At 52.5% G+C, this 20,217-nt stretch carries 19 protein-coding genes; 4 read left to right on the top strand and 15 right to left on the bottom strand.

Annotation, left to right across the window (positions count from 1 at the left end; all coding sequences use genetic code 11):
• Window positions 1–179 precede the first annotated feature (179 nt).
• On the top strand, window positions 180–1,196 hold the full coding sequence (locus RHJ02_RS06355) for an aspartate-semialdehyde dehydrogenase (RefSeq protein WP_302679119.1): 1,017 nt from the start codon (window positions 180–182) through the stop codon (window positions 1,194–1,196).
• Between the two features lie 11 nt (window positions 1,197–1,207).
• Here RHJ02_RS06355 and RHJ02_RS06350 read toward each other — a convergent pair whose 3' ends face one another.
• Genes RHJ02_RS06350 through RHJ02_RS06330 form a run of 5 tightly spaced genes read right to left on the bottom strand, consistent with a single transcriptional unit; the run spans window position 1,208 to window position 7,910 of the window.
• On the bottom strand, window positions 1,208–3,913 hold the full coding sequence (locus tag RHJ02_RS06350) for a phospholipase D-like domain-containing anti-phage protein (protein WP_310800567.1): 2,706 nt from the start codon (window positions 3,911–3,913) through the stop codon (window positions 1,208–1,210).
• Window positions 3,914–3,931: 18 nt separating this feature from the next.
• Window positions 3,932–4,216 (bottom strand): type II toxin-antitoxin system RelE/ParE family toxin, encoded by a 285-nt coding sequence (locus RHJ02_RS06345; RefSeq protein ID WP_302679117.1) that lies wholly within the window; start codon window positions 4,214–4,216, stop codon window positions 3,932–3,934.
• A 2-nt stretch (window positions 4,217–4,218) separates the two neighbouring features.
• A complete protein-coding gene (locus RHJ02_RS06340; RefSeq protein WP_302679116.1) occupies window positions 4,219–4,461 on the bottom strand; it encodes a CopG family ribbon-helix-helix protein in 243 nt (80 codons plus the stop codon).
• 44 nt (window positions 4,462–4,505) lie between these two features.
• The gene (locus tag RHJ02_RS06335) at window positions 4,506–7,532 is read right to left on the bottom strand and encodes an anti-phage-associated DUF1156 domain-containing protein (protein ID WP_310800565.1); all 3,027 of its coding nucleotides are present in this window, start codon (window positions 7,530–7,532) and stop codon (window positions 4,506–4,508) included.
• Between the two features lie 27 nt (window positions 7,533–7,559).
• Window positions 7,560–7,910, bottom strand: a complete 351-nt coding sequence (locus RHJ02_RS06330; RefSeq protein WP_302679153.1) for a DUF4351 domain-containing protein — start codon at window positions 7,908–7,910, stop codon at window positions 7,560–7,562.
• 74 nt (window positions 7,911–7,984) lie between these two features.
• Here RHJ02_RS06330 and RHJ02_RS06325 point away from each other — a divergent pair, with 74 nt between their 5' ends.
• Together RHJ02_RS06325 and RHJ02_RS06320 are read left to right on the top strand one after the other, a co-directional pair.
• Complete coding sequence (locus RHJ02_RS06325) at window positions 7,985–11,080, top strand: anti-phage-associated DUF499 domain-containing protein (RefSeq protein ID WP_302679114.1); 3,096 nt, start codon at window positions 7,985–7,987, stop codon at window positions 11,078–11,080.
• Between the two features lie 8 nt (window positions 11,081–11,088).
• A complete protein-coding gene (locus RHJ02_RS06320) occupies window positions 11,089–11,643 on the top strand; it encodes an anti-phage-associated DUF3780 domain-containing protein (RefSeq protein ID WP_310800564.1) in 555 nt (184 codons plus the stop codon).
• A 17-nt stretch (window positions 11,644–11,660) separates the two neighbouring features.
• On the opposite strand, the gene RHJ02_RS06315 is transcribed toward RHJ02_RS06320, so the two are convergent.
• From RHJ02_RS06315 to RHJ02_RS06295, 5 genes are read right to left on the bottom strand one after another with little or no spacing between them, the layout of a single operon-like run.
• The gene (locus RHJ02_RS06315) at window positions 11,661–12,461 is read right to left on the bottom strand and encodes a DUF1838 domain-containing protein (RefSeq protein ID WP_206201525.1); all 801 of its coding nucleotides are present in this window, start codon (window positions 12,459–12,461) and stop codon (window positions 11,661–11,663) included.
• Between the two features lie 2 nt (window positions 12,462–12,463).
• The gene (locus RHJ02_RS06310; protein ID WP_206201524.1) at window positions 12,464–13,141 is read right to left on the bottom strand and encodes a hypothetical protein; all 678 of its coding nucleotides are present in this window, start codon (window positions 13,139–13,141) and stop codon (window positions 12,464–12,466) included.
• 4 nt (window positions 13,142–13,145) lie between these two features.
• On the bottom strand, window positions 13,146–14,318 hold the full coding sequence (locus RHJ02_RS06305) for an AI-2E family transporter (RefSeq protein WP_310800563.1): 1,173 nt from the start codon (window positions 14,316–14,318) through the stop codon (window positions 13,146–13,148).
• Entirely contained in the window at window positions 14,315–15,679 is a 1,365-nt protein-coding gene (murD, locus tag RHJ02_RS06300) for a UDP-N-acetylmuramoyl-L-alanine--D-glutamate ligase (protein WP_310453456.1), read from the bottom strand. The genes RHJ02_RS06305 and murD overlap by 4 nt, the downstream gene beginning before the upstream one ends.
• 2 nt (window positions 15,680–15,681) lie before the next feature.
• Window positions 15,682–15,807, bottom strand: a complete 126-nt coding sequence (locus RHJ02_RS06295) for a hypothetical protein (protein WP_302676450.1) — start codon at window positions 15,805–15,807, stop codon at window positions 15,682–15,684.
• A gap of 15 nt (window positions 15,808–15,822) precedes the next feature.
• Here RHJ02_RS06295 and RHJ02_RS06290 point away from each other — a divergent pair, with 15 nt between their 5' ends.
• Entirely contained in the window at window positions 15,823–16,257 is a 435-nt protein-coding gene (locus tag RHJ02_RS06290; RefSeq protein ID WP_310438370.1) for a hypothetical protein, read from the top strand.
• Between the two features lie 3 nt (window positions 16,258–16,260).
• Here RHJ02_RS06290 and RHJ02_RS06285 read toward each other — a convergent pair whose 3' ends face one another.
• The 5 genes from RHJ02_RS06285 to RHJ02_RS06265 all read right to left on the bottom strand — a co-directional run bounded on the left by RHJ02_RS06285 (window position 16,261) and on the right by RHJ02_RS06265 (window position 20,216).
• The gene (locus RHJ02_RS06285; protein ID WP_206201520.1) at window positions 16,261–16,728 is read right to left on the bottom strand and encodes an SH3 domain-containing protein; all 468 of its coding nucleotides are present in this window, start codon (window positions 16,726–16,728) and stop codon (window positions 16,261–16,263) included.
• Between the two features lie 3 nt (window positions 16,729–16,731).
• Window positions 16,732–18,231 carry an AAA family ATPase gene (locus RHJ02_RS06280; RefSeq protein ID WP_206201519.1) on the bottom strand — a complete coding sequence of 500 codons (1,500 nt, stop codon included), beginning with the start codon at window positions 18,229–18,231 and terminating at the stop codon, window positions 16,732–16,734.
• Entirely contained in the window at window positions 18,228–18,725 is a 498-nt protein-coding gene (locus tag RHJ02_RS06275; protein ID WP_302679111.1) for a DUF177 domain-containing protein, read from the bottom strand. The genes RHJ02_RS06280 and RHJ02_RS06275 overlap by 4 nt, the downstream gene beginning before the upstream one ends.
• A gap of 1 nt (window position 18,726) precedes the next feature.
• The gene (locus RHJ02_RS06270) at window positions 18,727–19,158 is read right to left on the bottom strand and encodes a BLUF domain-containing protein (RefSeq protein ID WP_206201518.1); all 432 of its coding nucleotides are present in this window, start codon (window positions 19,156–19,158) and stop codon (window positions 18,727–18,729) included.
• An 86-nt stretch (window positions 19,159–19,244) separates the two neighbouring features.
• Window positions 19,245–20,216, bottom strand: a complete 972-nt coding sequence (locus RHJ02_RS06265; RefSeq protein WP_149817921.1) for a bifunctional 2-polyprenyl-6-hydroxyphenol methylase/3-demethylubiquinol 3-O-methyltransferase UbiG — start codon at window positions 20,214–20,216, stop codon at window positions 19,245–19,247.
• Window position 20,217 lies beyond the last annotated feature (1 nt).

The following is a 20,217-nucleotide window of genomic DNA, read 5'->3' as shown; positions in this document are numbered from 1 at the left end:
TCCAGATGATTTATCGAGTCCTGCCGCTGGCGACTCTTGTGGGGGAGTGCAGAGGCTGTGGTGGAAATTGGCTATAGCCATTATAGATATGGCAGTAAAATTTCCAAAATGCTACGCTTTCTTAATTTCTCAATCCCCGACGATCGTAAAATGAGCTTATCTTCCTAGGAGTAATAACGTTGGCACAGGGATTACGGGTTGGCATTTTAGGAGCGACAGGTGCCGTTGGCACGGAAATTTTGGCCATTTTGGCGGAACGCTCGTTTCCAGTGGCAGAGTTACGTCTGTTGGCTTCGCCCCGCTCCGCTGGTCAAACCCTCTCCTTTGGGGAAACAGTGCTGCCTGTGCAGGCGGTGAGTGAGGAGACCCTCAAGGGACTGGATTTGATTTTGGCTTCGGCGGGGGCAAGTGTGTCACGGCAGTGGCTACCAATTGCGGTTCAGGAAGGAGCGATCGCCATTGATAATTCCAGTGCCTATCGCATGGATCCCAACGTCCCCTTAGTGGTGCCCGAAGTCAACCCTGAAGATCTAAAAACCCACCAAGGCATCATTGCCAATCCCAACTGCACAACGATTTTGATGACGGTTGCGCTATGGCCCTTGCATCAGGTGCGACCGATTCGGCGAATTGTAGCGGCCACCTATCAGTCTGCCAGTGGGGCGGGGGCAAAGGCCATGCAAGAACTCAAGGATCAAGCCCTCGATATTCTCAAGGGGCAACCACCACGCACAGAGGCCTTTCCCTATCCCTTGGCCTTTAACCTCTTTCCCCACAATTCTCCCCTCAATGAGCAGGGCTACTGCCAAGAGGAGATGAAGATGGTCAATGAGACCCGCAAAATTTTCCATGCCCCAGAGTTGCGGCTAACGGCGACCTGTGTGCGCGTCCCTGTGCTGCGTGCCCATTCGGAAGCGTTGAATGTTGAGTTCTTTGAGCCTTTTCCGCTGCAAGAGGCGCGCGATCGCCTGCAACAGGCCGCAGGCGTCCAGTTTGTTGAAGATTGGCAGCGCAATTATTTCCCCATGCCCCTAGAGGCCACAGGTAAAGACCCAGTGCTAGTGGGGCGGCTGCGCCAAGATATTTCTCAACCCAATGCCCTTGAACTGTGGCTGTGTGGCGATCAAATTCGCAAGGGGGCAGCCTTGAATGCGGTGCAAATTGCTGAATCTCTGATTGCCCAAGGACTCCTCTAAGCCCAAAGAGCTTACCACGGTTGACTGAGTACATTGAGAATGTCCTGCCGTGCCAATACCCGCGCACAGTTGCGCCACTGATCGGGATCGTCGCTGACATGGCGTTCATAGCGCAATTCAAAAGCATTGCGGGCTTCTTGGCGTAGGTGGAGGTACTTGTCCATGAGGTCTTCGAGTTCCTCGATGTTGTCAATCCATTCGTCCTCAAGGGTGTCGGGCAGACTACCAAAGATGTCGTAGCGATCTTTCATGCGGCGCGAGAGGGCTTCATAGATTTTTTCATCAAGGGTGTGGTGATAGACCAAGTTGAGCATTTCTACGGTGGGGCGGCGTTGGCCAAAGCGTTTGATCCGACCTAAACGTTGCTCTAGACGGGAGGGGTTCCAAGGGAGATCAACGTTAATCAGGGTGCCAAGGGTCTGAAGGTTCAACCCTTCACAGGCAGCATCAGTGGCAATGACGAGGCGGATGCGGTCGTGCTTGACGCCGTCTTTGATGGCTTCGCGATCGACACTTGTGAATTGTCCCCCTTGCCAAAGACCACTTTTGCCGACACCAGCATACACAGCAATGAGTTCTGTGGGTAGAGCTTGGGTCAGGGCAGTGGCCACGGCGGTCACGGTATCGTAAAACTGACTGAAAATAATGCAACCGTACTCTAGCCAAGGTTGGGCGTCAGTGAGGGGCTGGGTGAGGAAGGCCAAGACAGCAGCATGTTTGGGATCTCGGGCTTCGGGACGCTCTAGCTCGGCAATCACCTGTTCGAGGGCTTGCTGTTCGGCAGGGGTAGGGTCACTGAGGATAGAAGTGGCGGGGGCAAGTTCGCTGTCCTCATCAAGGGATTGATGGTTGAGGATTTTGGTAGCGGTGATCCGTCCAGCCGCGAAGCTAGAGCAAAGGCGTTGCAGGAGAATAGTTTTGAGAAAGCCAGCGGCACGGGTACGTTGACCAAGAGCATGACTAAATTCTTCAGCGGCTGCGTAGGCACGCTCAAAGGTATAGTTGGCCATGAGGCCTACACCCATAAAGGGAACGTCACCATAGGTGCCTAAGGGGGCATCGGGTTGGGGGTGGACAATGACACCCACTCGCTCTAGGAGGCCTTTTTCTTCGAGAGTACGGCGGCGACGTACAACGGTATGGCGAACGATGGGATTGTGGTGGTAGAGGAATTCAGATGCTGCGGGTAGCTCAACTTCTAAGCGTGTCTGGATAAAACAAGGAAGGCTGGCAAATCCTGTGCTGACGCGGTATTCTTTGTCATCCAACCCTAGCTGAAGTCGGATGGCGGAAAAGATGGGGTGCTCTTTGGCGGGGGGAAGGGGGTTTTGCAGCCACTCCCACATTTCGCGGGCAGTCGGGGGAAATTGTTCGCCTTTGACAATGGGGAGGGTGTTTTCCCATATTTGCCAGCGGGAGTAGGTTCCCAAAACAAAGCCTGCTCCTTGGTTGAGGATGCCGAGGAGATCCCAGAGTTCATAGACTTGGGTCTGAATGGGGGTGGCAGTACCCAGTAGAACGTGTCGGCTGCGTTGGGCGATTTGCTGCATGAAGTCCAGCAGGTGGTTGGGTTGGCCTGCTTTTTGACCGATACCCCTCCGCCGCCGTGCCCGATGGGCTTCATCGAGGATGACCGTGCCATAGCGGCGACTCAGCAAAACCTCACATTCGGGGGATTGCTGAATGATTAAGCCTGTAGAGACAATGGCGATTTGTACGGGACAGCGGGCAATGTCTTCAACGCCACGGGTGCGGATGATGTGACCTTGGGCATCCTGCCAGTATTTGCCTTGGGACATCCAAACGACGCTGGGAATGGCGAGTTTGTCGAGGAGTTCGGTTTGCCATTGCAGGGTGAGGGGGGCAGGACAGAGGATGAGGACAGGGCCATCCCCCAATAGATTGGCCACAAGGGCAGCGGTGGCGAGGGAGAGGGTTTTGCCCACCCCCACTTCATCGGCGAGGAGGAGGCGGACTTGATCATAGGTTTCACGGTGCTCAAGGAAGAGGGCGACAAAGTCCCGTTGCCACGGTTGGAGGGTTTCACCACGGCGGTAGAGGGGGCTTTCAGCAAGGCTGGCAGCAGGGAGGTCGGGGGGAGCAAGGTCAATCAGTTTGACTTCTTGGCGATCGCCAATGCGGTGAATCTGCTCAATAATCACTTCAGGTAGGGGAATGCCCATCTCCCAGAGGGCAGCAAATTCCGCTTCGACCCAAGCTACACCTTCGGGGGTGGGGTCTTCCCAGAGGAGTTCATAGTTGGTGCTAAAGGCTCGTTTGGACTCATTCACGGAGCCAAGAAAGCAGGTCTTGTGGCCTGTGGTTGATTCAATGACCCCTGCTTTGCCGTGGAGAAAAAGCTGCTGCGCGGGCACGACCCGAATCTGGAGGTTGCCTTGGCGGAGCAATTCATAGAGGCGGCGGTATTGGGGACGATAGAGAGCGGCTTCGAGGGCGGGATCCGCTTCTTGCCAGCGATCGAGAAGAGCCGCTTCACGGGCACGGCGGGAGACTTGCCAATCTTGGGGGTCAAGGTCACTGTTGCAAACCACTTGGATGGTGGGAATGGTACTGAGGGATTCGCCCACCAGTTCTAGGATGGAGCTACGGAAATAGCCCGCAATGCGACGGTAGGCCACTGCCCCCTGCAAGCGATCCTCAAGAAAGGTGCGATCGAGGGGTTGGAGACGCGAGGAAAAGCGATGCAAAGCAGTCATAGACTCCAACTTTTCGCTTTAGAACTGGTCAGGCCATTGTCGTGCGCTATGCATAAAAGCAAGTAGTTGAATTTGATTGTTTTGAATTCGATAAGGAATGATAAAAGGCGTTTGAGGAATCACAAGCTCCCGTGTACCTTTAACACGCCCAACACGCCCTATTTCAGGGAATTGACGTAGGGTTTCTAGTGCCTTCTCAACGCGCTGGATCAGTTCAGGGGCGGCTGTTGGATTGCTTTCCACAATGAACTCATAAGCTGCATTCAGGTCAGCGATCGCCAGCTTTGTCCACAGAATTTGCATTTTTATTGGGGTTGATGCCAGCGATTAAAAGCAGTAGCCACTTCCTCTGGTGTTGCAAAACGTTCGGAGTCGGCTTGATGGATGCCTTCAAGAATATGCTTGACTTGCCAAAGGTGCATTTCCAGATAGAGTTTCACTGCTTCATCAAAGACTTCAGCGCGATCGCGCCCTAGTTCAGCGGCTAAGGTGTCTAAAGCACGTCGTGTTTCTGAATCTAGCTCAAGGGTAATAGTTTCTTTAGGCATGGTTAGTTCACCCAGCGATGGCAGCAAGGAGGGTTCTTCATATCCTAATTTAATCGTTGATGCAAGAGGGCTTCGGCAAGAATGCGGGCGGCACTGGCTTCGGCGGCACGGTGGTAGCGCAGGTGGTGTTCGATGTATTGGCAGACTTCGATAACTTGCTCCCGTTGACGATAAAAATCGGGCAGGTTATGGCTCAAGTGCTGAATCACCACATCTACGTCCTCATCCTGTTGCAGTTCCATGAGGGCATAGAGGATGCCGCGCACAAGGGTTCCCCCAAATTCACTGCCGCTGTCCATGAGGCTGCTGCCCAGTTCGATGGCACTTTTGAGGCGGACGTGGTTGGCGCGTTTGTCGGCCATCAGGGGATAGAAATCGCGGACTTTGAAGGCTTTGGCAAAGTTTTGATAGTTGTCTAGGGTTTTCAGGCCCCGCAGTTCAAGATCCAGCATTTTTAGATAAAACCGCTCTGTTGGCTGGAGTTCCTTCCAGAGGTCGCGGCTTAGCCCTGAGGGCACAAGGTGCTGGTTGGCAATATCCACGGCAAAGGCAATCAGTTCATCCACAAAGGTGGTTTCGCCCTTAATGCGAGGTCGTAGGGCTTCGTTGGTCATGTCGCGCCCATCAATACGGTCATATTGGGTCAAGACCCGCAGGGCAGCTGCATAGCCCGCCATCTGCAAATCAGCATCTTCAAAGACATTTTCATCGCGATACCATCCCCGCGCCTGCTGATTTAGCCCCGTCAGCAAATTCACCTGCTGCTCCACTTCCTCTTGCAGGTCCCATGCCAAATCATCGCGGGTGGTACTGAGATGGCCTTGGCGTTTGCGACACACGAGCAGAACGGTCCCCTTGACATAACTACCGCTGCGCAACCCACTATCGGTTTCAGTGACCACATACCATGCTGCTGTCACCTGCAACCCCGCTGCCCAAACAATGTTGGCCATGTCTGCCCAGATTGCCCCCGACTGATGGGTAAACATGATCACTTGCAGGCCATTGTCCGCCATACACTCGGTCATGCGGCGGTAGGACTCGACCATATTACGGCGGAACTCTTCCCCTTCCCCTTTGATGGCAAGCGCACGGCGACTGTCCCAAAGCCAATCGGCAAACTCTGGCGGTGGATTTTTGCGCAACCAAGCAATAAAAAACTCAGTAATTTCTTCGTACTTCACCGCATCACCATAGGGCGGATCTGTAATGTAAATATCATTGGAAGTATTGGTTGCTTTTGCTTCGTGACAGGCCAAAGATAAGTTGATGAAGTTAGGCAAAGGCGACTCGGAGTATTGTTGTGTAATTAGACCTTTCAGACCTACAAAACCCCTTGTGCCGTAGTTGTATAGGGTATTCAGAGCTTGATTATCGAAGGTTTGGACATTATTACCAGCACCTCGGGTCTTTCGGCCTAGCCAGCGGCAAAGACGGCTGTTGTAGTTAATTGCTTGGCACACACCCAATGCTGTATATGCACTAGTATTCTCTCTGAGTAATGCACCCAAGAATAGCTGCCTTGCTGTGAATAGATGATGCCAGTATGTCCAGCCACGTCTCCGAATTGGCTCATCAGTCTTATCCCCAGACTCAATTGCCATATCGGGTATCCAGCCTTTTTCTTGCCACTCATGCAAATGCTGAGCAACACAATCTTCAATAATCTTCTCTCGATTCAAGTCCTCTTCAGTAACAGGCCTAAACTCAAACTCTTCACCCTTACCTGATTCTTTAGGCCTACACCACAAAACTGCATAAAGCCTTTCTTGAAAAATATCATTCTCAGCAGGCATGAAGTCTTCTAGTTGCCACTGCCGCAGTTTATTGCCACTTGTTCGATCAGACTTGCGATAATCTCCTCTTAAAGTCGATATTTTTGTGCGATATTCTTTACCATTGACTACGTGAAACAAATATGGATTAGAGCCACGCCCATCTGATCTTACAGTCCCACGCTCCGCAGCTTTCAGTTCGCTATCACTAACGTTTGAATAAATATCAATATCATAACGTTTATTTACATAATCAGGTATTAGCCTAACGACTGTTTTGTAGTCTTCACTCAAAATAAATGAAGGCATTAAGGGTACGAGCCAGCCTGTTTGTGGACAAACAACCTCTACGCAATAGATATAGTTACGAGCACGCCAACCATTGCCATCCTCTTCAATGCCCAGTTGATCAATTTCTGCTTGGACTTTGGCCACTAGTTCCTGTTGATCTTGCTCCAGTTGTGCCCGCTCTTCGGGAGTGCCACCGACGATGTGAAATGCGCCCCACGTCAGCAAACAGGCAATGGGATTCAGGTCACTGGCATAGACATCACAGCCAAGGCGAGCCGCTTCAAAGGGGATTTGCCCCGAACCGCAAAAGGTATCTGCCACACGGGGGCGATGACCAAAGCGCAGAATACCCAACTGTTCAATGAGTTCAGGAAAGGAATGGGCATGGGTTCCCAAGTGGGTATTGACCCGCTGCCAAATGTGATCGTGGACATCGGCCACTTCTTCGGGGCGGTAGAGATTTTCAATGCGCTGCCGATAGGGCACTTTGGGCAAGAGTTCAGCTTCGAGGTGACGACGATCCCAGAGGGGGACATCATCGCGCCAAGCTAATTTCACATTGGCATAGAGGGGGGTTGACCAATCCACAGGGGCAGAGCGCAGGAGCAACTGAGGCGGTGAAATATCGAAAAAATCCTGTAGGCGAGCAAGGGTGACTTTGGCAGCAATTTCTTTGGGGGTGGGTTTCTTTTTGGTGCGGGCAGCTAGGGAGGCATCATCCATGCCCATCAGTAGTTCAAAAATTTCCAAATCGCGCTGCGGGTCATCCGTGGCGGGCAAGAGACACCCCAAAATGCAGGCCTTGGCAAGAATCAGGGGTTTGCGACCTTTCCAAAAATTCCCCAGTCCTGTAAGGGTTTGTCCTGATGATGCAATACGCTCTTTATAGACTTCGGCAGAAAGTTTCTGGACAGGTAAAAGACGTTCAATGAGGGCGGGGCGATGTGCCCAAGCGCAGGGGGAGAGGGTGGGTGGGGATTCGGTAGTTGGGGGGCGATCGGGCATTGTGGCTTTGATTGCTGTGAATTTAGTCTAGTCCTCAGAATGCTCCTGTAGCCAAGCATTCACCGCCTCAAGGGAGGTAATATCAAGCAGCATGCCTGCCAAAGCAGTAATTTTCTCAGGGGAGAGATTTCTAATTTTTTCTTCCATCACCGCAGGAAGATCGCCAAAGCGCCGCTTTAGGAGCTGCAATACTATCAAACTTTCTCCCTCCTTTATCTCTTCCTGACGACCTTGTTGCAGCCCTTGTTGTAGCCCTTCCTCTAAGCCCTGTTGCCTACCAAGTATCTCCCCTTCTGTCTTTGCTGTGCTGTAAATCTCGTCATATAGCTCACGATAGAAGCGTGTTTGCTTCAGTTCATCCTTCGTGAATCCCAACATCTGCTCCACCTTTGCCCCTCCCATGTTCAGCACAGACAATGTTGTTATGATAGATCAAAGTCTCTAAGCGTCCTATGGAATCTGTTCGTAAGGTCTGTGTTCTCCAACCCAATGCTCTCAGTATTCGCGTTAGCGATCAAGTTGAGAAGTTAGAAGAGCTAATCATTGCTGAGGGGGATGGTGTTGCCTTCTTTGAGCGTACCTATATCACTGAGGGGATGCGCTCCTTGATTGAGGAAGGGTTGAAACGATTGGCGGGCTGCTCTGCGCAAGCGGTTTTTCATCTCAAGCAGGCCATGGGGGGTGGCAAAACCCATTTGCTGGTGGGCTTTGGTCTCTTGGCGAAGCACCTGAGCTTGCGACAACAGATTGTTCCAGAATTGAGCGATCGCTATCCTTTTGAGAGTGCGGCGATCGCTGCCTTTAATGGCCGCAATGATCCGCCTCGCTTTTTCTGGGGGGAGATTGCCACACAACTGAGTCAACCAGAGAGTTTTCAACAGTTTTGGCAGCAAGGCCCCCTTGCTCCAGCCGAAGAAGATTGGTTGGCATTGTTTGATCAACCTCAGCCAATTTTGATTCTGTTGGATGAATTGCCTCCCTACTTCCAAAACTTGGCAAGTCGCCCTGCGGGGACGGTAACCGTTGCTGATATTGCCACCCGTGCCTTTGCCAACCTCCTCACTGCTGCCAGTAAAAAAAGCAATGTCTGTGTCGTTGTCTCTGACTTGGCTGCCGCCTATGAAACAGGGAGCCGCCTAATTAACCGTGCCCTAGAGGATGCCCGTTCAGAATTGGGGCGTCAAGAACGGGTGATTACCCCTGTGGATCTTTCCACCGATGAAGTCTATGACATCCTGAAAAAACGCCTCTTTGCCCAGTTGCCACCCCCTGAAACGATCCGTGCCATTGCCAATGCCTACGCCGCCAAACTCACAGAAGCAGCGAAAGCAAAAACGATTCAACGGGATGCAGTTGACCTAGCCAATGAAATTTATAACACCTATCCCTTCCATCCCCGCTTGAAAAATCTCATTGCTCTTTTCAAAGAAAACGAGAACTTTAAGCAAACCCGTGGCCTACTTGAACTCACTTCCCTGTTGTTGCGATCGGTGTGGGAGCGAGCCACCGATGATGTGTATCTTCTCGGTGCCCAACACTTTGACCTCTCAATTCCCGATGTGCGCGACAAACTCACTGAAATTTCCCAGATGCGGGATGTGATTAGCCGCGATATTTGGGATGCCGAAGGTAGTGCCCATGCCCAAATCATTGATCAAACGATCCAACATCGAGCTGCCACTGAGATTGCTACCCTCCTGTTGACTGCTAGTTGTTCAACCGCCGTCAATGCCGTCAAGGGATTAACCCCCGATGAAATTGTTGCACACCTGCTGACGCCGACGACCCATGCCTCTGAGATTACCGCTGCCTTTAATAAGCTAAAGAATACCGCTTGGTATCTGCACCACACTGCTGAAGGTCGCTACTACTTCGATCGCCAAGAAAATCTCACCAAGCTGCTCAAAAGTTTGGCCACCGAAGCCCCTGAGAATAAAATTGACGAGCGCATTCGCAGTAAATTGCGGCAAATGTTTGAACCGAAGCGCAAAACTGCCTACACCGATGTACTCCCTCTGCCGCGTCCGGATGAAGTCGTTGAAAAATTGCGGCGCGATCGCGTGCTCCTGATTCTCGAACCCAATCATCCCATTCCTTCAGCGCAACTGACAGAGTTATTTGTCAACTTGACCCAGAAAAATCATCTCCTCGTACTGACGGGTGAAAAAAGCCACATGGCTAGTTTGACTGAGGCCGCCCGCTATGACTATGCCGCCCAAGAAGCCGATAAACGCATCCCCAAGGGTCATCCCCAACGGGAGGAGCTAGAAAACAAACAAGCGGAGTATGCCCATCAATTTACAACAACCGTCGAAAGTCTCTTTGATAAAGTGGTGTTTCCCATTCAACGGCTAGGGCGACAACCACAGTTGGTCTCAAAACCCTTGATTACACGGGATCCCAACCAGCCCTTTGACGGCGAATTACAAATTGAGCAGACCCTCAGCCGTGACCCGATCAAGCTCTATCTCGATGTTGAAAAAGACTACAATGCCCTAGTGGAAAAGGCAGAATTGCTCCTCTGGCCTGAAAATCAAGATGATACGCGCTGGTCAGATGTGGGCGATCGCTATGCCGAACAGCCCGGAATGCCTTGGCTGCCCCCAAGGGGACTCGATCAACTGCGCACCTTTGCCTGTCAACGGGGTCGCTGGGAAGACCTCGGTAATGGCTACTTGACCAAGAAACCCAGACCCAAGCGCACTAGTGTTCAAGTCATTCCAGAATCAGACCCCGATGAAAAGGGCACCGTCCGCCTACGGGTCACGCCCATCAATGTGGGTGCCAACGCCATGATTTTCTATGCCGAAGAGAGCGACACTGTCTCAGAGTTGAGTCCCCGCCTCCAAGAAACCAGCCTGACCACCAATGCCCTCAAGGTCACCTTCTTGGTTAAAGACCCCACGGGTAAGAGTGAAACAGGGGATGCCTACACTTGGCGGAATCAACTGACCATCCGTAATCAATTAATCGTTCGCGATGGCCAGCGCTTCGTTGAGTTATTTGTCGCTCCCCGAGGTGAACTGCGCTACACCCTCGATGGTTCTGAACCCCGCAATGGCATGGTTTATACTCAACCGATTCAGATTGGTGAGGGAGAGGTGCTGCTGCAAGTTTTCGCCACTGCCGAGGATCTAGCAACCAAAGCCAAGTTTACCTTTCCTGCGGTTCACAACTCCCACCCCGCCACACCCAGCATCGTTACCGATCAACCCGCGCAGTGGAAACCCCGCAAAGGGGCATTGATCAGCTCACGGCAAAAGATTTTCCAAGGCTTGGAGGTGGCCGATCGCGCCCAAACAAAGTTTCGCGGCGTTGTTCTCAACTTGGGTCAAGGAAAAGCAATCATGTCATTGACTATTGGTTCTGATTTGGCAGTGGAGGCTATCTTTCTCAAGCAACTACTGAGTCAGATGATGACGCTCCTTCCCCCCGATGCCCCTTTGACCTTGACCTTTCAGGAAGCCAATCTAACAACCGCCCATGATTTGCAGAAATTGGCCGAAGAGCTAGGGTTGAATGTCTCCCACGACGACGTGTATCAGTAGCATCCCCGATGAGTAAGCCAGCGAGCAATTTTGGCGCTCCCATTTCTCTGGAGGGAGATCACTTTCGCGTCGAAATTCCCAGTCAACGCAGCCAAGCGATCGCCATCGTTGAAGTTTACGGCACTCTTCCCCCCGAAGAGGAACCCCGCATTTTCATAGAACGACGGGTTTGGGTGGCTATTGCTGATGTAGCGCAAAAGGAATTTAATGCCCGCCTGCGAGCGGCAAAACTGCGTCAAGGACGGTGGCACCCAGGCATGAATTACCTCGATCGCCTCCTCGGACGAGAACTCTGCGTTTTAGCTTGGGCAGCGGAACAGGCGAGTGACACTCAAATTTCCACCATCTGCCGCAAATGGCTGGCTCTACGTCCTGAAGAACGCTGGTGGCTCTTTCTCAAAACGGTGGCGGAAGCGGGTTTCCCCGAAGATCGCGATCGCGGTTGGCGGCGTGCTCTGTATTTTGCCCTCTCCGATGCTCCGCCAACAACCCCCCGTTCACGCCGTCCTGTAGAACCACAGTTTACCGAGTTGCCGCTTTTTAGCCTGCCCCCACGGGAATAGGGACAGGTTGGTATTCATCAAGTCACTGGAAACAGTGCACCCTCCAAATAGGCTTCAAAGTGCTCCTGAAAATACAGCCAAGAGGTCATATCAGCACCCTCGCGGTATTCAGTGGGGGCTTCACGGTATTGGGGCAGTCGCTCTAATTGGTCTTGTAGGAGGGAGGGCAAGTCTTCGACGGTCAGGGCTTTGCAGCCAGTCGCACTGTAGATGAGATAACCGGGGCGATCGCCCATCTTCATCCAAGGCAACCAAGGCCCAATCCGACTCCAACACAAATGGACATCGGCAATCGTCTCCGTATCTTGTTGTAAATCGGCGGTGGCCACCGTTAGCTTAAAGAGTTCTGCCGCTTGGTAGATCGGCTGGGGGCTGTAGGCCTGAAACCGTTCCTCACCCGCAAGGGGATTGTCATAGTAGGGAAATAGATCAAACTGAAACGTAGTGGTTCGCTCACTGACTTGGGCAGGCACCTCACGGCGAAATAGCCCCTGCACGGGATCATTAGCAACGGGAATCACGGGAACCACGTCCTCTGTCCAAGGATTGTGCCAGCGATCGCACAGGGATTGCTTTTCTGGATCCAGATAAAACGTCAATTCACGGGAGAGAAAATACCACCCGCCCTCGGGATGGGGCAAACAGCGAGCGGCACTCATGCCAACAATGTTGAAGAGGTGACGGCGACGCTCTTGGGGAACAAAACTATACACCGCTCCCTGCCACGCCATAAACGTGGTCTTGCCCGTCAAATCTGCCCGTACCCGCACCCAATCGCGAGCACTCAACCATTTTTGAACAAATTCAGCGGCGGGCATGGCTACTCCACAGGAATATGGGCAGCCTGCAATTGCACATCCTGATTCGGATAGCTGGCAAGGCGCAGGGTCAAGGTTTTTGCATTGTCAAGGAGGCTTTTGGGAATCAAAATTGTGCCTTTGACCAGATCACTACCGGGGGGTAATTCCGTGGGTAGGCCTTCGGTGAGGGCACTCAAAAGGGTACCTTTATCATTTTTGATTTCAAGAAAGGTGTAGATAAACTGCACCCCTTGGCTACTGTCGTTTTTCAAGCTGACGTGCAGGGCTAAATCTTGGCCAATGGTATCCACATGGCTAATTTCTAGGCGCACCCCCTTATCCTCAGCAACGATGGGCAGTGTCCGACTCGTCGCCGGTTCCGCTGCTGGGGGGTCATTGGCAGTGGTGGGGGCAGGCACAATCTCGCGATCGCTGGCACCTTCAGTCATTTCGGCAATGCGGGCTTTGGTTTGGGCAATGATCTGTGCCTCGTCAAGAATGGGCGATCGCTCCCCTTGGGTTTGATCATTGGCATTCACGGCACTGCCCAGAATCGGATTCACGACGGGCTGGGATACACCGCGCAATGACTCTCGCCCTAGGTGGTAGCCAATAAAAGCCGTGACTAGGGTAATGGCAGCTGTGGTACTGATCAGCACAAGGGAGGTGAGAACTCCGGGTTGAAGGGCACGTAGCATCGTTCTACTCCACTGAGGATGGTTTCATTGACGAAGAGACAGGGGGCAAGGGGGGTGGATTATTGGGCAACGCGACCGTCTCCTCCACATCCTCGGCATTGAGGCGCGATCGCACACTCACCAAGAACGTTTTAATCACTACCGCGATCGGAACCGCAATGAGAACCCCGACTAACCCCGAAGCCCTAGCCCCAGTCAGGATCGCCAAGAAAACCCAGACTGGATTTAAGCCCGTAAAGCTACCGATGATCCGAGGGGCAACCACATTCTCCAAAAACTGCTGATAGAGAAACGCAAATCCCGCTACCTTGAGGGACAACCACACATCCTGAAGGGCGACGAGCAAACTAATTGAAATAATCCCCACCGTACCGCCAAAGGGCACCAAGGCCATCACGCCAATAATGACACCAAAGAGCAGTCCATAGGGCACCTTGAGGAAAATGAAAATCGTCGTCAAGCCAATCCCCATGCACAGCCCCAGCACCAACTGACCAATGAAATAACTCTCAAAACTGCGGCGTATCGTTTCTGAAACCGTGGGGCGGAGCGTATCTGGCAACCAACTGAGGAGGCCATCCCACAATTCATCCCCATGCTGCAGCAAATAAAACGTGAGCACAACGGTCAAAATCAGATTAATGAGCACATCCACCGCACTGCTGAGGGTGCCCAAGATTAAATTCAAAGCCTCACGGGCCAAGCTTTGGAGTTGATCCTTGAGTTTTTCCAAGAGTTGGTTGGCAAGGGCATCCACATCCACCGTTACCGGCAGGTTGAGGGAGTCCACCCACTGGCCAAATTCCAAGAGTCGCCGTTGGCTGGAGTTAAACCATTCGGGCAAGCGGGCAATGAGCTGTTGTGCCTGATTAAAGACATTGGGTACCACCACCAAGCCAATAATGGCAATCAGTACCAAGGCCAGCAGAAAGACGAAAATGGCTGAGGGGCCTCGCGGATTTCCCTGCTCCTCCATCCAGCGCACCGGATAGTTCAGCAAAAAGGCAAACAGGGAAGCCAGCACCAGAACCGCCACCAGCGGCCCAAAAAACTTGAGAATGGTCGCAAAGGCCCAGAAATTCAGCGTCAGGATAGGCCCTGCCACGCCAATAATCAGAAACCGACTGGCAATGGAGAGGCGATTCCACCAGTGACCCGAGGCCGCAGATTGGCTCATAGCTCTAAGCACAGTTGACGAAAGTGATCACCACGTTCTTCAAAATTCTGGTACTGGTCAAAGCTGGCACAGGCAGGGGAAAAGAGAACGGTTTTGATCGGGTACTGGGTCACCAGTTCAGCAGCCGCCGCCACCGCCCGATCCAGTGTCTCCATGATCTCATAATTTGTAAAGCCCGTGGCTTCTAAGCGCTGCGCAAACTGCGGTGCTGCTTCACCAATTAAGAGCACCCAAGCGGCTTTCTCCTGAATCAGCTTGAGCCAAGCGCGATCGTCCCCCTTTTTGGCCTGTCCACCGGCAATGAGAATCACTGGCCCTGTCACAGAACGCAGCCCAATTTCGGCGGCGTCATAATTGGTGGCCTTACTGTCGTTGATCCACTCCACCTGTCGCCATTGGCGAATCCGCTCTAGACGATGGGGCACACCGGCAAACCCTGCCACCGCTTTGGCAATTGTTTCGGCAGGAATACCGGCTAAATGAGCCGTTGCCACGGCTAGAAGAAAGTTTTGCTGATTGTGTTGACCCGGCATTTGCAGGACATGGGTGGGCAGCAGGGGTTGATCTTGAAACCACACTTGATCCTTAGCAATATAGATGCCCTGTTCAATCCCCTTGGGTAGGGCTGCCGCCCCTTGGGTACTGATCCACCAAGCTTGCGGCCAACGATTCACCATGTGCTGACGCAGGTAGGGATCATCCCCATTGAGGATCGCCTGTTTCGCACCATTCATGAGGTGAGCTTTGGTTTCGACATAAACGTCGAGGGTGCCGTGGCGTTCCAAGTGATCTGGTGTGAGGGTTGTCCAAAGGGCAAATTGGGGTTGCAGGGGGGGGCTAGACTCTAATTGATAGCTACTGATCTCAGCAATCACCCAATCAAGGGCGCTAGCGGTCAAAGCCACTTCGCAAATACTATTGCCGATATTGCCACAGGCGGGAGCATTGTACCCCGCTGCTTGAAAAATGGCGGCAGTGAGTGCGGTGGTGGTTGTTTTGCCATTGGTGCCCGTAATACATACCCACGGCAGATGGGCGAGGGTCTGCCAAGCAATTTCCACTTCCCCCCGAACGGGGATGCCCGCTTGGCGAGCGGCAATCAGAGCAGGAGACTGCCAAGGGACACCGGGACTAATGACAATTTCCGCTGGGACACGCAGACCCACACTGGCGAGGGTTTGTAAATCAAAGTCGTAGTTGAGTTGAACAGCAATGCCTTCGGCTTCTAGGAGTTGCTGCTGCGATTGTAGGGCAGGGGTTTGACGACTATCACTCACCTCCACTTGCCAGCCTTGACGTTTCAGTAAACGGGCAGCGGCAATGCCAGAGCGACCAAGACCAATCACATGAACAGTTGGCATAGTTAAGTGGGGTGAATCCAATCCAGCAGGTACAGACTCGGGGCAGCGGTCACTAAGGTGGTATCCTCAAGGCCAATGAGGCCGATCGCTCCCGCTAAATGTTGCGTCTTAGACTCTATTATTGTCACACCGGGTAGAGAACAATGCCTAGCTTACGCACAATTTGGCTCTGCGGTCTGCTGTTGACGACTAGTGTCGGGTTCTTGTCTTTTGAAGGCAAGCCCGCGATCGCCCGCCGTCGCGAAGCGCCCAAAGTGGTGCGCGTCACCGATGTCCAATTGCAGAGCGAGAATATTGCGGGTGTCTGGTACCACCGCCTCACGGGGCGCGTGCGCAATGAAACCGCGACACCAGCGCGCAATGTCCAGATCTACTACGAGATTTATGACCCGACGAGCAAGCGACTACTGGAAGCGGGATCCACCCAGTTGCGCAATCGCGTGATTAATAGCGAAGGAGAGGCGGAGTTTCTGGCAACTCCCAATGCGGGGGGGCGGGTGAAAATCACGCTCGTGGAATGGCTGAGTGGCGATCGTGAGTACCGTTCGTTTCAGCAAATGCAGGAATTTTCCCAATAGCGCCTACTGGGGCGTCTCACTGGAGGTGGGAGATTGAGCTGTTGTTTCCTGCACACCAAAGGCCAGTACCCAGCCTTCAAGATTGTTGGCGGTGCGAATCTTCAGCCATTCCCCATCCTCACTGCGCTCTAGGATCGTCACCACTTCATCAAAGGCCACACCCCCCAGAGCATTTGCCTCGCGACTGGGGCGATCGCGCAACCGTAAACCATCGCCATAGATCACCCGCCCTTCAGAGTTTGGCTGCGGTGAGGGGGTCGGGGTTGGTTCAGGAGGGGGTGAGGGGGAATTCGGTGACGACTCTGGTGGCGTAGGCGGTGGCGAATTTTGTGCTTCGACCTCGGGGCGGGGGGGTGGCCAGAGCAAGTTAAAGACGAGGGGTGTAATGATAGCAGCGGCCACAAGGGTAATCAGACCTAAACCCAAAAAGGTTCCTAGGAGCCATTGCAGCACACGCACCACTGGTTTCATGATCTAACGCCCTGTGGGGGGAGACAGGATTCGTGAGGCAAACCGTGCCCGCCCGGAGGCCGCCCATTCTTGTAATTGGTGCACTTGCTCACGGGCGGTGCGTGCCAAGGGGATAATCTCACTGGCCGCGTGCAGCAGATCTTCGGTGGTAAAGTCGCGGTCTTGGCTAAAGGCAAGGTGCATTGCCTCAATGATACACTGCTCAATTTCAGCCCCAGAAAAGTCAATGGTTTCGTAGGCCAACCGCTCTAAATCATAGTTTTGCAGGCGATCGCGCCGCACACGACTGAGGTGCACTTCAAAAATCGCTCGCCGCTCATCCACATTGGGTAGTCCGACAAAAAAGATTTCATCAAAGCGACCCTTACGCAGCAGTTCCGGGGGCAAGACCTGCACATTGTTGGCAGTGGCCACAACAAAAACAGCAGAGGTTTTCTCCGCTAGCCAAGTGATAATCGTGCCAAAAACACGGCTACTGGTACCGCCATCCCCTCGGCCATCAATGCCCGCAAAGGCTTTATCCATCTCATCAATCCAGAGGACGCAGGGGGCTAGGGCTTCAGCAATTTGAATCATCTCGCGGGTACGTGCTTCGGATTCCCCCACGAGGCCGCCAAAGAGTCGCCCCACATCCAATCGCAACAGCGGCAAGTGCCATTGGTGGGCGATCGCCTTTGCCACTAGGGATTTACCGGTGCCCTGAATTCCCACTAGCAGCACCCCCCGCGGATAGGGCAGCCCATAGCGCCGTGCCCGCTCGGAAAAAGCACCGCCGCGCCGCAGCAACCACTCCTTGAGGTTATCAAGACCACCAATGTCGGCAATGGTTTCTTGGGTGGGGTAAAATTCGAGAATTTGGGTTTGCCGCAGGATCTGCCGCTTTTCCTCCAAGACCAGATCCACATGGCTGCCGTCCAGCGCACCGTGGAGGGCAATGATCCGACCAATGACGCGGCGAATCCGCTCTAGGGTCAAGCCCTGACAGGCGCGGATCAACTCATCGAGAATGGGTTCTGCGGGAATGTTGCCGAGGCTTTGACAGAGCTTCACCAGTTCAAGGCGAATTTCCTCCCGTTGGGGCAAAGGGAACTCCACAACGGTAATCACATCCCGCAGTTCCGGGGGCAACTGCACCGTCGGAGCCAGTAGGATCAGGTTTTTGGGCTGGGACTTGAGCTGCCGCGCCAAGTTGCGCAGTTTGCGGGAGACGGCCACGTCCTCAATAAAGCGGTGAAAATCCCGCAGCAGAATCATGGCCGCTGCCGGTCGCGGCAGTCTTTCGACGAATTCAAGGGCACTGAGGGGATTGCGCTTGGCGACCCCCAGATCATTGGGATTGCCCTGATACCCCTCCACAAAATCCCAAATGTAGATGGGGCGCTGATTCAGGCGATCGCTAATTGTGTGCAGTGTTGCCTCAAGGCGTTCTTCCTCTGTTGTGGCCACATACAACAGGGGATAGCGTGCCCGCAGCAACAGTTCAAGGTCAGACTGAGCACTCACGGCGATGGTTCCGAACGCTCCAGAACCGATTGTAGTTGCGCAAGCATTGCCCAGCGGTGATCAATGGGGGGGTCCGCAGGGACAGGGGGGTGAATACCGCCACAATTGGGGTCACAGTATTGGGGGTAGGGCAGGGCAAGGCAGAGTTGCTGGTAGAGCCAATCCGCAAGATCAATGCGACCGTTAGCGGGCAAGGTTTCCACCAGATCATCGTCGGGCTGACTGGCTGGGGTTTCCGCTAGCCAAATCAGTTCCGTAGTGGTACACACCAAGCGATGGTTATAGTACTGCAAACAGCGATCGCAAGAGAGGGTGACAATTGTCTGCACACTGGCGCTGACTTCTAAGTAGGTGTGGCGGTGACTGGCAGTCACCATTCCTTGCACGGGAGTCAACGTTGCCAAGTCTGGAAAATCGGTATCCACCCGCCACTCATAGGTCTGGGCGGGCAGCCGCAGTAGATCGGGAATACTTAGCCAGTGGGCATCGCTCACACTAAGTTCCTTGGCTCATTTCATAGAGTTCTTTGAGGAAGTGAAAACATTGCTCAGCCGTCATTGAGGTGGGCTGAAAGGTTGCTGCTGGTGAGTATTTTAACCGCAGGTACCGAATTTTATCACTGTCCATCTCGCCCAACTGCACCAGACGCATTGACCAATTGATGAAGGTGCGCTCTGCGATCGCTTTGAATTCAATAATCTCAGCGCTGTGGTGGCGGGGATCCTTGAGGATGCGGGCGTAGGTTTCACTCACTTTCTGGCGATCGCCCTCTAAGGTTTGCAGAAACATGCCGTTGCCGTAGCACAGTATTCCCGTAATGCCATCGCGGAGATTGTTCACCTCTGACTTGGCCATAATATCCCGCAGGTCTGGGTAGGACAGGCCATCTGTGGCACAACTGAGATAAAGCAAGCGATGTAATCTCATGGGTCTCCGGTTCTCGATCGCACACAACCGATTTCAATATCCCATGAAAGGGACCCTTGCTAAAGACGACTCCCGTGATCTTTACTTTAAGTTTCGCGAACGCCTCTGACCACTGCGCTAGTGCCAGCGCTTGATTTGACAAATCCGGCAAAAGTAACCTTAGCTCCGTGACGTTCAAACATAGCAGCAACATCTTTTATTCTTTGGGGATTGTCATACTCCGGCGAGAACATATCAAAGGTGTCTAAAATTGCCCATTCACGGCGTTTTTGCTGATCCACAGTACTAGGAATTGTTCGTAGATCAACAATTGGTAAAAATCGAGTCAGTACGCCTAGTTTAACTTTCACTAAAAAATCAAATAACGTAATTAAACCATCAATATTCTTCTCAATTAAATTCAACAGAGCTTGGTGTGACATCTTTTTTGTCAAGGGTCTTAAAAGATATTTTGCGTGTATTTTTGTCCAAAAACCTTTAATCGGATAGAAATCAACCACAATCTCAGCACCGATTTTTGCGTATTTAATCAGATTTTTTACAGATTCTTCAAAGTCAGGTGTATGTTGTAGAACCCCAAAACAAAACACCTTATCAAAAGAGGCTTCAGGCAAAGGGATGTCATAGATGCTCGCTTGAAATAGGTGTAATCTTCCGCCAGCAATATCAGAATTATTTTGCCAATTTGCCTCAACCGCCTCTGAATAATCAAAACTCCAAAGATAAGCAGACGTTTTTTCTAGGATAACCCGTGTAAATCTACCTGCACCAGAACCGGCTTCTAAAATACTTTTGCCAGCAAGCTCCTCAGGCTGCCAGTTTGTTGTTGCAAAGAATCGAGTTTCAGATTGTTTTTGATCTGTATCATCTATTTGTGTTTTTGAGAACTTATTCCATTGCAGACCAAAACTTTGGGTGTAGTTTTGGCTTGAATCTACAAATCTAGGAATCTGATTAACAATTGGATAAACAGAACCCGTCTCACTATAGTACGCAGTATGATCCTTTCTAAGTGGTGCTTTCGTCTTGGGATCAACGTAATGAATGGAGATAGTCATT

Origin of the sequence: Thermosynechococcus sp. TG215 (genome assembly GCF_031583455.1) — a bacterium.
In the GTDB taxonomy this organism is placed as follows: Bacteria; Cyanobacteriota; Cyanobacteriia; order Thermosynechococcales; family Thermosynechococcaceae; genus Thermosynechococcus.
Note: the sequence above shows the minus strand (reverse complement) of the source record. Positions and strands in the feature narration are given on the sequence as shown.